Raw genomic sequence first — 13,599 nt, 5'->3', positions numbered from 1 at the left:
TTCAGGTATCCAGGTTGCCTGCCAGGAACTGTTTCAGACGCTGGCGCATCACCATTCCCTCGCTCCCCAGACAACCAATGGACGAGCCGTTCAGGCTCTCTTGCGCCAGATCCGACGCATCGCCGGCGAGCATCAACTGGCAATCCAGGCTCATGGCCAGCCGATTCAAACGCCGCGGCAGCTCAGGGGCAGGAGCATGACTGGACACCAGCACCAACGCCTGTGGCTTGACTCTTTCGCAGATCAGGGTCAATTCGTCGAAGGGCTGTCCGAGCGCCAGCACTTGAATCGCCGAATCGACACTGCTCAGAAACAGCGCCGTGAGCAGCACTTCCAGCTCGCGACATTGATCGTTAAGGGCAGCGACAATCACGCGGCGCGGCTGCATGACACGTACCAACAGCAGACGCTGCAACACGCGCGAACGCAGAAAGCCATCCAGGAATAGCCACTCGCTTGTCTGACCGAACCCTTCATGGCGTTGCAGCAATTGCTGCCAGAGCGGAATCAGAATGTCCTGGAACGCCACCGTCAGGGGATAACTGGAAAAAATCTGCCCATAAACCTGCTCCAGTTGCACCTCATCAAACGCACTGACGGCGACTTTGACCTGTTCCTGCCACTGCGCGTAATCCGCTTGCACCAGTTCATTGGGGATGAGGTGCGCCAGCGCCTGAAGCGGCGCGGTCCTGGCCAGGATCTTGGCGACCTTGCTGACGGCAACGCCGCGGTCGATCCAGCCAAGGATACTGTGGACCCGCTCGATATCGGCCATCGCGTACAAGCGATGCCCGCTTTCGGTGCGCTTGGGCTGGATCAGACCATAACGGCGCTCCCATGCCCGCAACGTGACCGGGTTGACGCCTGTCAGCCGAGACACCTCGCGAATCGGAAACAGCTCTTCCTGTTCAAGCGGAACAGAGGTCTGAGTACCAGCGACATCGTCAGTCAGAACAGGCATAAGGCAGGTCAACGTCCTTGCAAGGATTGGATCCCATTCTAACTCGGTTGCCCCATGATCATTCAACACATAGATGAACAACGATTATCAGGGGCACAACCTGTAGAATCGGAATAATCCTTGCTTGTTCCGAGACGCAGCCCACCACCCCGGCGCTGCGCCTGGCGAAACTCCTACCCGGAGTGACGCGTTAGTCCATACGGAGATACACAATGTCTACCCCACCCGTCACGCTGATGGTTGCGCGCCGCGTCGCCGATGGGCGTTATCAGGACCTGATGGCCTGGTTGCGCGAAGGCGAACAACTGGCCACCGACTTCCAGGGTTATCTCGGCTCAGGCGTGCTCGCCCCGCCGCCCGAGGATGACGAATTTCAGATTATTTTCCGCTTCGCCAACGAGCAGACGATGCACGCCTGGGAGCATTCCGCCTCGCGTACCGCTTGGCTTGCACGCGGCAGCGACCTGTTTGCGCTCAAGACAGAACACCGGGTGAGCGGCATCGAAGGCTGGTTCGGCGCTGCCGGCCAACGTCCCCCTCGCTGGAAACAGGCCGTGGCGATCTGGCTGGCGTTCTTCCCGGTGTCGCTGATGTTCAACGTTGTACTGGGGCCGCTGCTCGGCGAAATGAGCCTGCTGCCTCGGGTGTTGATCAGCACGCTGTGCCTGACGCCGTTGATGGTCTACTTCTTCATTCCGCTGTCGACCCGGATCCTTGCAGGCTGGCTGAACAGCACTCCCGCGCGTCCGGTGCCCGCCGATGCCTCGACTCTAAACCACTAACAATCCTCCTGTGGGCGCGAGCTTTTTGTGGCGAGGGAGCTTGCTCCCGCTTGAGTGCGCAGCGCTCACGACAGGGGGCCGCTACGCAGCCCAGCGCGAGCAAGCTCCCTCGCCACAAAAGCTCGCTCGCACAAAGCAGGCTCCACGATAGGTACACCACTCCCGTCGCTGGTATAGTTTTGCTCTTACCGCGACGCGAGCCGTTCATGACTTATTCATCCGCCCCGATCCTCATTACCGGTGCCGGCCAGCGTGTCGGCCTGCACTGTGCGCAGCGTTTGCTCGAAGACGGCCATGCCGTGATCTTCAGCTATCGCACTGAACGCCCCGGCGTACAGGCGTTGCGCGACTTGGGGGCGACGGCGGTATTCGGGGACTTTTCCACCGAAGCCGGGATCTTCGCGTTCATCAGCGAACTGAAAAACCACACTGACCACCTGCGCGCGATCATCCATAACGCCTCCGAATGGTTGGCCGAAACGCCGGAAACCGACGCCGCTGCCTTCACCCGCCTGTTCAGCGTGCACATGCTGGCGCCCTACCTGATCAACCTGCACTGCGCCGACTTGCTGCTACGCTCGAGCCCCGCCGACATCGTGCACATCAGCGATGACGTCACCCGCAAGGGCAGCAGTAAACACATCGGCTACTGCGCGAGTAAAGCCGGGCTCGACAGTCTCACGTTGTCCTTCGCCGCGAAGTACGCACCGGACATCAAGGTCAACGGCATCGCACCAGCCCTGCTACTGTTTAACCCCGACGACGATGAAGCCTATCGCACCAAGGTCCTGGCCAAGTCCGCGCTGGGCATCGAACCCGGCAGCGAAGTGATCTACCAGAGCCTGCGTTATTTGCTCGACAACCCTTATGTCACCGGCACGACCCTGACCGTCAACGGCGGACGGCACCTCAAATAGATCGCCCCGCGAGGATGTTCCATGACGTTATCCCTGTCCCAGAACTATCGCGAGATCCTCATCGGCCTCGGCGAAAATCCCGACCGCGAAGGCTTGCTCGATACACCGCTGCGTGCGGCCAAAGCCATGCAGTACCTGTGTCACGGTTATGAACAGTGTGTCGAAGAAATCGTCAATGGCGCGTTGTTCGCCTCCGACAACGATGAAATGATCATTGTCGACAACATCGAGCTGTATTCGCTGTGTGAACATCACCTGTTGCCCTTCATCGGCAAGGCGCATGTGGCTTATATTCCAACGGGTAAAGTGCTGGGTCTGTCGAAGATTGCACGGTTGGTGGACATGTTCGCCCGTCGTCTGCAAATCCAGGAAAACCTCACCCGGCAAATCGCCGACGCGGTGCAACAGGTGACCGGTGCCGCGGGTGTCGCGGTGGTCATCGAAGCACAGCACATGTGCATGATGATGCGCGGCGTCGAGAAACAGAATTCGACCATGAACACCTCGGTGATGCTCGGCGCCTTCCGCGAGTCGAGCAACACCCGTCAGGAGTTCCTGCAATTGATTGGACGGAGCAAGTAGCAATGCCACAACTTCAACCAGGAATGGCACGCATCCGGGTCAAGGACCTGTGCCTGCGGACATTCATCGGGATCAACGAGGATGAAATCCTCAACAAGCAGGATGTGCTGATCAACCTGACCATCCTGTATGCCGCTCAGGAAGCCGTGCGTGACAACGACATCGATCACGCGCTCAATTACCGGACCATCACCAAAGCGATCATCGCCCACGTCGAAGGCAATCGCTTCGCCCTGCTTGAGCGACTGACCCAGGAAATTCTCGACCTGGTCATGGCGAATGAATCGGTGCTGTACGCCGAAGTCGAAGTCGACAAGCCCCACGCCTTGCGTTTCGCCGAGTCGGTGTCGATCACCCTCGCCGCAAGCCGCTGACCGCGTCTGGCGCATCGTGCGCCAGGCTTTTATCATCCGCGCCACGATTCGATTGCACAGAGCCCGCCATGAACGATCAACAACGCCTCGAACTTGAAGCCGCCGCTTTCCGCCGGCTGGTCGCGCACCTGGACAGCCGCAAGGATGTGCAGAACATCGACCTGATGAACCTCTCGGGTTTCTGCCGCAACTGCCTGTCCAAGTGGTACAAGGCCGCGGCAGATGAGCGCCAGATCGAGGTCAGCCTCGATGACGCCCGCGAAGTGGTCTACGGCATGCCGTACGCCGAGTGGAAAGCCCAGTACCAGCAAGAAGCCAGCGCCGAACAACAAGCGGCGTTCGCCAAAGGAAAACCCAATGAGTGATTTGAACACCCTGCGCGCCAGCCTCAAGAGCGGCGAACACGTTTTTGCCGACACCCTCGCGTTCATCGCCGCGGGCTACGATTACCAGCCTCAGGCCTTCAACAACGGCGGTGTGGACAATGCGGCCGGGCAGAACGAAGGTTCGTGCAAGACTCTGGGCCTGGCGTTGCTGGAAGGCCTGAGCGATGAAGAAGCGCTGTTGGCGTTTGGCGAGCATTACCGTTCTGTCGTGGCGACGCCTGAAGGCAGCGATCACGGAAATATTCGTGCGTTGATTGCCCACGGTCTGGCCGGTGTGAAGTTCACCCAGCCCCCCCTGACACGCCGCTGATCAAATCCCGCAAAAAACCTGTGGCGAAGGAGCTTGCTCCCGCTGGACTGCGTAGCTGTCCCTATTTTTTGGGGCCGCTGCGCGACCCAGCGGGAGCAAGCTCCCTCGCCACAGGTTGCGTTTTACCTGCCCAGCACACATCCCGACTTTTAAGATTGACCCGCCCACTTTATTTCGTTTGCCGGGCACTGCTGCTCGCGGCTTAGATAAAAAGAAGCCTCCCTTCTTCAGAGTCGGTCATCCATGAGCAGCGAATCCATCAGCCGGTCGATCAACATCGTTCATCCTGTCACGCTCAGCCACGGCAAAAACGCCGAGGTCTGGGACACCGATGGCAAACGCTATATCGATTTTGTCGGCGGCATCGGCGTGTTGAACCTCGGCCATTGCCACCCGCACATCGTCGAGGCCATTCGCGAACAAGCCACCCGGCTGACCCACTACGCGTTCAACGCGGCGCCGCACGTACCCTATCTCGACTTCATGGATCGCCTGGCCGCGTTTATTCCGGTGGATTACCCGGTCAGTGGCATGCTCACCAACAGCGGCGCGGAAGCGGCGGAAAATGCGTTGAAGATCGTCCGTGGCGCCACCGGTCGCACGGCGGTCATTGCCTTCGACGGCGCCTTTCACGGACGCACGCTCGCCACGCTCAACCTGAACGGCAAAGTCGCGCCCTACAAACAGAAAGTCGGCGTACTGCCCGGTCCGGTGTACCACCTGCCCTTCCCCAGCGAAGACAACGGCGTGACCTGCGCCGAAGCGCTGAAGGCGATGGATCGACTGTTCAGTGTCGAAATCGATGTCGACGACGTGGCATGCTTTATCGTTGAACCGGTGCAGGGCGAAGCGGGCTTCCTGGCCATGGACGTCGAGTTCGCTCAGGCGCTGCGACGCTTGTGCGATGAAAAAAACATCCTGTTGATCGCCGATGAAATCCAGTCCGGGTTCGGCCGCACCGGTCAGCGTTTTGCGTTTTCGCGTTTGGGAATCGAGCCGGACCTGATCCTGCTCGGCAAAAGCATTGCTGGCGGTGTGCCGCTCGGTGCGGTGGTCGGGCGCAAGTCGTTGCTCGACACCTTGCCCAAGGGCGGACTGGGCGGCACTTACTCAGGCAATCCGATTGCCTGCGCTGCCGCATTGGCGACACTCGACGAAATGACCGATGCCAACCTGCATGCCTGGGGCTCGCAGCAGGAAGAAGCAATCGTCAGCCGTTACCACTCCTGGCGCGCCAACAAGACTTCGCCCTTTCTCGGGCGACTGACCGGCGTCGGCGCCATGCGTGGCATCGAATTGGCCCATGCCGACGGCACACCGGCCCCGGCGCAGCTGACGCAACTGCTGGCCCTGGCGCGAGAGGCCGGGTTGCTGCTGATGCCCAGCGGCAAGTCGCGCCACATCATCCGGTTGCTGGCGCCACTGACCACCGAGGCTGCCGTGCTGGAGGAAGGTCTGGACATCCTCGAAGCGTGCCTGGCGAAACTGACCTGACAGCAAACTGCGATCCGGGACTGACATAGCGAATTATGTTCGCTTGTCGTCCCCGATTTTGCGTCGCAATACTGGCCAAAGACCCCTTTCATCTAGCGAGATCATCACCACCTACAAGCCGAGGCATGCATGTATCACGACAATATAATTTATAAGAAAAAGTCCAACGATCCTCAATTCCTGCTCGGCGTAGCCGTGGTGCTGTTCCTCGGCGCCTACCTCATGAACCTGGGCAACAGCGCCCTCAGCCATTTCCTGCAACCATTGCTGGGCGATGCCCCGGACAGCCTGACCGCGCGCAACATCGCCATCGGCCTGGGAATTGCGGTACTGGGCACGCTGAATTTCCACGTCCTCGGGCGCTTGAAGTTCAAGGTGCAAACCACGGTGGTATGGATCGAGCTGCTGATTCTGTTCCTCGCGTTCTTTGACACCTTCGACCTCTCCTACAGTTTCATCCTCGACAAGGTCGGCTTCCTGATCATCCAGGGCGCTGCAACCACCTTGTACATCTCCGCCGTGGCCATCGTGATTGCCTTCGTGCTGGCGCTGATCGGTGCGGTGGCCAAGCTGTCGAACAACGGGCTGGCCAATGCCCTGGCCTCGTTCTACACCTCGTTCTTTCGCGGCGTGCCGCTGCTGATCCAGATCTACCTGATTTACCTGGGTCTACCGCAACTGGGCTATGTGGTCGATGCGGTGCCCGCCGGCATCCTCGCGCTGTCGCTGTGCTACGGCGCCTACATGACCGAGATCTTCCGGGCGGGTATCCAGAGCATTCCGGTCGGCCAGTGGGAAGCGTCACGCGCGCTGAACATCAGCCCGTTCAAGACCCTGAGCCGGGTGATCATGCCCCAGGCCTTGCGGGTGATCATTCCGCCCACCGGCAACCAGTTCATTGCCATGCTCAAAGACAGTTCGCTGGTGTCGGTGATCGGCGTCTGGGAACTGATGTACCTGGCCAAGACCCAGGGTCGCGCGGACTTCCGCCACCTGGAAATGCTGATCACCGCCGCGATGATTTACTGGGCCCTGTCGTTCATTCTGGAACGGGTACAGGCGCGAATCGAAAAACGGGTCAACCGATCCGTGGCAAGGGGTTGATGCGTGATGACTCAAACCAATACTGCTGAGCGACTGGACCTGGCCTCTGCTGCGCCGGCCAGCCCTTCGATGATTTCGATCACCGGCCTGAACAAGTGGTACGGCAACTTTCACGCCTTGCGCGATGTCGACCTGAACGTCGCCACCGGCGAAATCCTGGTGGTGTGCGGGCCGTCGGGCTCGGGCAAATCGACGATGATTCGTTGCATCAACCACCTGGAAAATTTTCAGAAAGGCCACATTCAGGTCAACGGCATCACCCTCACCAGCGAAGCGGAAAGCGTCAGCGCCGTGCGCAGTGAAATCGGCATGGTGTTCCAGAGCTTCAACCTGTTCCCGCACTTGAGCGTCATGGACAACCTGACCCTGGCCCCGCAACTGGTGCAAGGCGTGTCGGCCACCGAGGCGAAAAAACGTGCACAGGTTTACCTGGAGCGGGTGCGCATTGCCGAACACGCGCACAAATATCCGTCGCAATTGTCCGGCGGACAACAGCAGCGCGTGGCGATTGCCCGGGCGCTGTGCATGAATCCCAAAGTGATGCTGTTCGACGAACCGACCTCGGCGCTGGACCCGGAAATGGTCCACGAAGTGCTGGATGTCATGGGCGAACTGGCCACCGACGGCATGACCATGATCTGCGTGACCCATGAGATGGGGTTTGCCAGCAAAGTGGCTGACCGCGTGCTGTTCATGGACCAGGGCGAGGTTATCGAACAAGCCACCCCCGCCGAGTTTTTCAATAACCCACAGACCGAGCGCGCGCAGAAATTCCTGTCGCAGATCATCGGTCACTGAAGACCGCTTTGCCCCCATAAAACAATAACGAAACATGGAGATGGACATGGTCAGAAGTAAAAGCGTAACCACCCTCGCCGCCGCACTGTCGCTGTTGTTCGTCGGTGCCGCCAATGCCGGTGCCGTTCTGGACAAGATCCAGAGCAGCAAGACGTTGACCGTCGCCACCTCGGCGACCTGGCCACCCCAGGGGTTCATCAACGACAAGAATGAAATCGACGGCTTCGATATCGACGTATCCAAAGAGATCGCCAAGCGACTCGGCGTCGAGGCCAAGTTCATCACGCCCGACTGGGATGTGATCACCGCAGGCAAGTGGAACGGCCGCTGGGACGTGTCCGTGGGTTCGATGACCGCGACCAAGAGCCGCGCGCGGATTCTCGACTTCCCCGGGACCTATTACTACGTTCCCTACGTGTTCGCGGTGCATGACAAATCCAAAGTCACCGACCACAAGGCGCTGAATGGCAAAACCATCGGCGTTGAAGGGGGCACTACGTCCGAGGACTATTTCAGCCAGGCGCTGGCCATTGAAACCACGGACGTGCCGCCCGTCGTCTATGACGTAAAAACCGAAAAAATGAAGACCTACGCCGGTTCCGTCGGGCCGCTGGACGACCTGCGCCTGGGCGACGGTGCCCGTCTGGACGCCATCCTCACGCAACGCAGCACACTGGATGCCGCCGTCAAGAAGGGCTATCCGTTGCGGGCCGTCGACGACAACATCGCGTTCTATGAACCGCTGGCCGTCGCCACCGACAAGGGTGACCCGGAACTCAAGGCCAGGCTCGGTGAAATCATCGCCGCGATGCACAAGGACGGCACGCTGACCAAGCTGTCGGACAAGTGGTACGGCGTCGATTACTCGACCATCAAGTAATCACCCGCCCCTCCCCTGTAGGAGCGAGCCATGTGGCGAGGGGATTTATCCCCGTTGGGCTGCGGAGCGGCCCCGGCATTTCAACGTTAAAGCGCATCTACGACTGCTGCGCAGCCGAACGGGGATAAATCCCCTCGCCACACAGGCTCGCTCCCACATAGGTAAGGCAATTACCCAAGGATTGACCATGTCCTTTCCCAACACCTGGTATTCCCAAACCTCGCTGCCCCGCGCGGCCAGGTCCGAATTGAACAGCGACGAAAGCTGCGACGTCTGCATCATCGGTGCCGGCATCGCCGGGCTCACCGCCGCTCTGGAACTGACCCGACGCGGCAAACGCGTGATCCTTCTCGAAGCCCATCAGGTGGCGTGGGGCGCGTCGGGCCGCAATGGCGGCGTGGTGTCGCCGGGTTGGGCCGAAGGGTCTGGCGCGATCCGCAAAAAAGTGGGACTGGAACAGGCTCGGACGCTGTTTCAGATGTCGGTCGAAGGTGTGGAGATTGTCCGCCGCAACATCGCCGAACTGGCGCTGGCAGGTTGTGCGCCGTCCGCCGGCACGATTCGGGTCAAGCGTTACGACGATGGCGCCGGTGTAAAAAACCACATCGAAACCATGCGACGCGACTTCGGTTATGAACTCAACTTCCTCGACACCGCCAAGGTCCGCGCGCAGGCGCACACCCTTCGCTATTTTCAGGGTGTCGAAGATCCCAACGCCATGCACTTCCACCCGCTTAACTATTGCCTGGGCCTGGCCCTGGCCATTGAAACTGCGGGAGGCAGGATTTTCGAGCAGTCAAAAATGCTCGCCTGGCAGCGCGAAGGCGCCGACAAAATCGTCAGGACCGCTCATGGCAGTGTCCGCTGTCAGGACCTGATATTTTGCGCCGGCGGCTACGGCGGCCCGGAACTGCAAAAACTCAGTCGCGCCTACCTGCCGATCGCCACCTATGTGGTGCTGACCGAACACCTGGGCGACTCGATCAAAAACGTCCTCGATTCAGGCGCCGCATTCTCTGACGACCGCCGCGCTTCGGATTACTACCGCGTCGTCGAAGGCGACCGCCTGCTCTGGGGCGGACGCATCACCACCCGCAACGAACAGAATGAAAAGGCCCTGGCGGCCATGCTCAAGGCCGACATGGTGTCGGTCTATCCGCAGCTGGCGCCAGTGAACATCGAATTGGCCTGGTCTGGCCTGATGGGTTACTCGACCAACAAAATGCCCAACCTCGGGCTACTGGAACCGGGCGTCTGGGCTTGCACATCGTTTGGCGGTCACGGGCTGAACACCGGGTCAATTGGAGGCCGGGTGATCGCCGAAGCGGTGTGCGGGGAAAGTGTGCGGTATCAGTCGTTCAAACCGTATCTGCTGGACTGGAACGGTGGGCCGTTCGGGCGGGTGGCTGCCAATGCGATCTATCAATCGCTGAAGGTCATGGATTATGTTCAGGAGCGCTTTCGCGGTTGATCGCCATTTCCGCAAACCCTGTTAACCCTTGTGGGAGCTAGCCTGCTAGCGATGGCGTGTCAGCTACATCGATGTGACTGACACACCATCGCTAGCAGGCTAGCTGCCCCACAAGGGTTTGTGTTGACCGCATTTTTCGTGGGCAAAAAAAACCGGCCAAAGCCGGTTTTTTTTCATTTCAACGCTCTCAGAACTTGGCGTTCTGCAGGTCATCCAGATAACGCTCGGCATCCAGTGCCGCCATGCAGCCAGCACCCGCCGAGGTGATCGCCTGACGGTAAACGTGGTCAGCCACGTCACCGGCCGCGAAGATCCCTTCGACGTTGGTCGCCGTCGCATTGCCTTCACGACCGCCGTGCACCACCAGGTAGCCATCTTTCAACGTCAGCTGACCTTCGAACAGCGAGGTGTTCGGGGTGTGGCCGATGGCGATGAACACGCCGTCGACTTTCAGCTCGTCGAAGCTGCCGTCGTTGTTTTTCAGGCGAGCACCGGTCACGCCCATGTTGTCGCCCAGGACTTCGTCCAGGTTCGAGTTCAGCTTCAGGATGATCTTGCCTTCGGCAACGCGGGCATTGAGCTTGTCGATCAGGATCTTCTCGGCGCGGAAGGTTTCGCGACGGTGGATCAGGGTCACGGTGCTGGCGATGTTGGCCAGGTACAGCGCTTCTTCGACAGCGGTGTTACCGCCACCGACCACAGCTACTGGCTTGTTGCGATAGAAGAAACCGTCGCAGGTCGCGCAGGCCGAAACGCCTTTGCCCATGAACGCTTCTTCCGATGGCAGGCCCAGGTAGCGAGCGCTGGCGCCGGTGGCGATGATCAGCGCATCGCAGGTGTACGTCGCGCTGTCGCCGGTCAGGGTGTAAGGCTTGGCAGCGAAGTCCACGGCATTGATGTGATCGAAAACGATCTCGGTTTCAAAGCGCTCGGCGTGCTCTTTCATGCGTTCCATCAGCGCCGGGCCGGTCAGGCCGTGGACGTCGCCCGGCCAGTTGTCGACTTCGGTGGTGGTGGTCAGTTGACCGCCGGCCTGCATGCCGGTAATCAGCAGAGGCTTGAGGTTGGCACGGGCGGCATAGACCGCGGCGCTGTAACCGGCAGGGCCGGAACCGAGAATAATCACTCGCGAATGACGGACTTCAGACATGACCTGCTCCTGTTGACCGGCCCGGAACACCTGGCGCGGAACGCCGGGTTGCCGGCGGGAATAAAAAAGGACTGTTGAAAGCACTTGGGGAAGGCTTGAACTCGACAGTCCTGTAAAAAGATTGGGTGCAGCGTATCGAGGGGGCGAAGATTAAGGAAATACGGTTTAACAATCCAGCTCATAGGCGGTCTCTATCCGGTTGCCGTCTATATATAGGCGCCTTTGTTACAGTTGATGTCGATGCTGCGACCGCGCTTTCGCCCGTCAGGCAAAGCCGGTAAGGTCGGCGCGTTTCCCCTCTGCTCGGAGCACGATATGCCCGCCCCTGTTCTGTCCGGCCCGCAATACCTGCGCGAAGGCCTCAAGCTGGTCCTGAGTCCCAGCCTGCGTTTATTCGTGTTGTTGCCGCTGGCAATCAATCTGGTGCTGTTCGTCGGATTGATCTATCTGGCCGGCCATCAATTCAGCCTGTGGGTCGATACGCTGATGCCGTCCCTGCCCGACTGGCTGAGTTTTCTCAGTTACGTGCTCTGGCCGATCTTTGTCGTGCTGGTGGTGTTGATGGTGTTCTTTACCTTCACCATGCTGGCCAACGTCATCGCCGCGCCGTTCAATGGCTTCCTGGCGGAAAAAGTCGAAGTGGTGGTACGCGGCACCGACGACTTCCCCTCTTTCAGCTGGGGCGAACTGATCGCCATGATCCCACGCACCCTGGCTCGGGAAATGCGCAAACTCGGCTACTTCCTGCCGCGGGCGCTCGGGCTGTTCATCCTCTCGTTCATCCCCGTGGTGAACATCATCGCCGCGCCGCTGTGGCTGCTGTTCGGGGTGTGGATGATGGCGATCCAGTACATCGACTACCCGGCGGACAACCACAAACTGGGCTGGAACGAAATGCTCGCCTGGCTGCGCGAGAAGCGCTGGCAGAGCATGAGTTTTGGCGGCAGTGTTTACCTCGTGCTGCTGATTCCGGTGGTCAACATTCTGATGATGCCGGCGGCGGTGGCGGGGGCGACGTTGTTCTGGGTGCGTGAACGCGGCGCGGAGAATCTGGTGACCCAACGCTGAGCCTGTCACAAATCCATCATCAAAACGCCACAACGACGACATGGCCTCAGCCGACACTGAGGTCATGACGACAGCTCTGCATATCACTCTGATCACCGAAACCTTCCCTCCCGAAATCAACGGCGTGGCCAATACCCTTGGCCGCTTGTGCGACGGTTTGCGCGCGCGCGGGCATCAGGTTGAACTGGTGCGGCCACGGCAGGGTTGCGATCAGCAGTTGGGCAGCGACGATGGGTTGCTGCTGTGCCGGGGCTGGCCGCTGCCGGGGTATCCGGGTTTGCAATGGGGTCAGTCATCGATGCACAAGCTGCTGCGACGCTGGAAGCGCCAGCGCCCGGACGTGCTGTACATCGCCACGGAAGGACCGCTGGGCCTGTCGGCGCTGCGCGCGGCACGGCGCCTGGGGATTTCGGTAGTCAGCGGCTTCCACACTAATTTCCAGCAATACTCCAACCAGTACGGGCTCGGCTTGCTCACCCGCCTGCTGACCCACTACCTGCGCTGGTTTCACAATCGTTCGACGCTGACCCTGGTGCCAAGTATCAGCCAGCGGATGGAACTGGAGCGCCGGCATTTCGAGCGCCTGGCGTTGCTGTCTCGCGGAGTCGACAGCCAGTTGTTTCACCCGACCAAACGCCTGCCATCGCTGCGCGAACAGTGGGGTCTGGGCGAGAAGGATATTGCGCTGATTCACGTAGGGCGTCTGGCGCCGGAAAAAAACCTTGGCTTGCTTAAACGCTGCTTCGACACGCTGGCAGCGACTTATCCACAGCGAAACATGAAACTGATCATCGTCGGCGACGGCCCGCAACGAGCGTCGCTGGAGCAGGAACTGCCCGAAGCGATTTTCTGCGGCTCACAACGCGGCGAAGCCCTGGCCAGCCACTATGCGTCCGGGGATGTTTTTCTGTTTCCGAGCATGACCGAAACCTTCGGCAATGTGGTGCTTGAGGCGTTGGCCTCGGGGCTGGGCGTGGTGGCTTACGATCAAGCGGCGGCGGCGCAGCATATCCGCCACGGCTACAACGGCGTGCTGGCGATGCCGGGGGATGAAGAGGCGTTCAGCGATGCGGCGGCGTGGTTGCTGGAGGAGCGCGAAACCTTGCGTTGCATAAGGCTCAATGCGCGCCAGCATGCGAGTCGCCAGGGTTGGGCGGCGATTATCGAGCAGTTTGAAGGGCAGTTGCGGGGGGCTTGTGTGGGGGAGCACGTGGTGCCGAATGCACCGACCTTGCCCTGAGCCTAGGGAGTCATCGCCAGCAGGCTGGCTCCCACAGGGGGTCTGTGGTGTACACAGAACATGTGGGAGCCAGCCTGCTGGC

The 13,599-nt window shown here is 60.1% G+C and carries 15 protein-coding genes; 13 read left to right on the top strand and 2 right to left on the bottom strand.

The annotated features are described in order from the left end of the window. Position 1: 1 nt before the first annotated feature. Positions 2–961: a MerR family transcriptional regulator gene (locus tag ACM6IQ_RS17170; protein WP_414879381.1), complete on the bottom strand. Its 960-nt coding sequence runs from the start codon at positions 959–961 to the stop codon at positions 2–4. A 212-nt stretch (positions 962–1,173) separates the two neighbouring features. On the opposite strand from ACM6IQ_RS17170, the gene ACM6IQ_RS17165 reads away from it, so the two are divergent. The 11 genes from ACM6IQ_RS17165 (at position 1,174) to ACM6IQ_RS17115 (ending at position 10,059) form a co-directional block, all read left to right on the top strand. Then, positions 1,174–1,743 carry an antibiotic biosynthesis monooxygenase gene (locus ACM6IQ_RS17165; RefSeq protein ID WP_414879380.1) on the top strand — a complete coding sequence of 190 codons (570 nt, stop codon included), beginning with the start codon at positions 1,174–1,176 and terminating at the stop codon, positions 1,741–1,743. A 206-nt stretch (positions 1,744–1,949) separates the two neighbouring features. After that, positions 1,950–2,660: a dihydromonapterin reductase gene (gene folM, locus ACM6IQ_RS17160; RefSeq protein ID WP_414879379.1), complete on the top strand. Its 711-nt coding sequence runs from the start codon at positions 1,950–1,952 to the stop codon at positions 2,658–2,660. 21 nt (positions 2,661–2,681) lie between these two features. Continuing rightward, positions 2,682–3,242, top strand: coding sequence for a GTP cyclohydrolase I FolE (folE, locus tag ACM6IQ_RS17155; RefSeq protein ID WP_017336574.1), 561 nt, complete (start codon positions 2,682–2,684; stop codon positions 3,240–3,242). A gap of 2 nt (positions 3,243–3,244) precedes the next feature. Further along, entirely contained in the window at positions 3,245–3,616 is a 372-nt protein-coding gene (gene folX, locus ACM6IQ_RS17150; RefSeq protein WP_008026970.1) for a dihydroneopterin triphosphate 2'-epimerase, read from the top strand. A 68-nt stretch (positions 3,617–3,684) separates the two neighbouring features. Continuing rightward, positions 3,685–3,981 (top strand): DUF1244 domain-containing protein, encoded by a 297-nt coding sequence (locus ACM6IQ_RS17145; protein WP_017336573.1) that lies wholly within the window; start codon positions 3,685–3,687, stop codon positions 3,979–3,981. Continuing rightward, positions 3,974–4,312: a HopJ type III effector protein gene (locus tag ACM6IQ_RS17140; protein ID WP_017336572.1), complete on the top strand. Its 339-nt coding sequence runs from the start codon at positions 3,974–3,976 to the stop codon at positions 4,310–4,312. Before ACM6IQ_RS17145 ends, ACM6IQ_RS17140 begins: the two co-directional genes overlap by 8 nt. 243 nt (positions 4,313–4,555) lie before the next feature. Then, entirely contained in the window at positions 4,556–5,806 is a 1,251-nt protein-coding gene (locus ACM6IQ_RS17135; RefSeq protein WP_414879378.1) for an aspartate aminotransferase family protein, read from the top strand. Positions 5,807–5,935: 129 nt separating this feature from the next. Beyond that, positions 5,936–6,910 (top strand): amino acid ABC transporter permease, encoded by a 975-nt coding sequence (locus ACM6IQ_RS17130; protein ID WP_017336570.1) that lies wholly within the window; start codon positions 5,936–5,938, stop codon positions 6,908–6,910. 69 nt (positions 6,911–6,979) lie between these two features. Beyond that, on the top strand, positions 6,980–7,708 hold the full coding sequence (locus tag ACM6IQ_RS17125) for an amino acid ABC transporter ATP-binding protein (protein ID WP_414879636.1): 729 nt from the start codon (positions 6,980–6,982) through the stop codon (positions 7,706–7,708). A gap of 46 nt (positions 7,709–7,754) precedes the next feature. Next, the gene (locus tag ACM6IQ_RS17120; protein ID WP_017336568.1) at positions 7,755–8,588 is read left to right on the top strand and encodes a transporter substrate-binding domain-containing protein; all 834 of its coding nucleotides are present in this window, start codon (positions 7,755–7,757) and stop codon (positions 8,586–8,588) included. Positions 8,589–8,775: 187 nt separating this feature from the next. After that, the gene (locus ACM6IQ_RS17115) at positions 8,776–10,059 is read left to right on the top strand and encodes an NAD(P)/FAD-dependent oxidoreductase (protein ID WP_414879377.1); all 1,284 of its coding nucleotides are present in this window, start codon (positions 8,776–8,778) and stop codon (positions 10,057–10,059) included. A 187-nt stretch (positions 10,060–10,246) separates the two neighbouring features. Here the strand turns inward: ACM6IQ_RS17115 and trxB are convergent, their stop codons facing one another. Continuing rightward, positions 10,247–11,209, bottom strand: coding sequence for a thioredoxin-disulfide reductase (trxB, locus tag ACM6IQ_RS17110; protein ID WP_017336566.1), 963 nt, complete (start codon positions 11,207–11,209; stop codon positions 10,247–10,249). Between the two features lie 315 nt (positions 11,210–11,524). Here trxB and cysZ point away from each other — a divergent pair, with 315 nt between their 5' ends. Next, on the top strand, positions 11,525–12,277 hold the full coding sequence (gene cysZ, locus ACM6IQ_RS17105; protein WP_017336565.1) for a sulfate transporter CysZ: 753 nt from the start codon (positions 11,525–11,527) through the stop codon (positions 12,275–12,277). Positions 12,278–12,317: 40 nt separating this feature from the next. Continuing rightward, entirely contained in the window at positions 12,318–13,517 is a 1,200-nt protein-coding gene (locus ACM6IQ_RS17100) for a glycosyltransferase family 4 protein (RefSeq protein ID WP_414879376.1), read from the top strand. Positions 13,518–13,599 lie beyond the last annotated feature (82 nt).

The sequence above is a fragment of the Pseudomonas sp. IT-P100 genome (assembly GCF_949767185.1).
GTDB lineage: Bacteria > Pseudomonadota > Gammaproteobacteria > Pseudomonadales > Pseudomonadaceae > Aquipseudomonas > Aquipseudomonas fluorescens_B.
The sequence above is the reverse complement of the archived record's forward strand: the minus strand, read 5'-3'. Positions and strand labels throughout refer to the sequence as shown.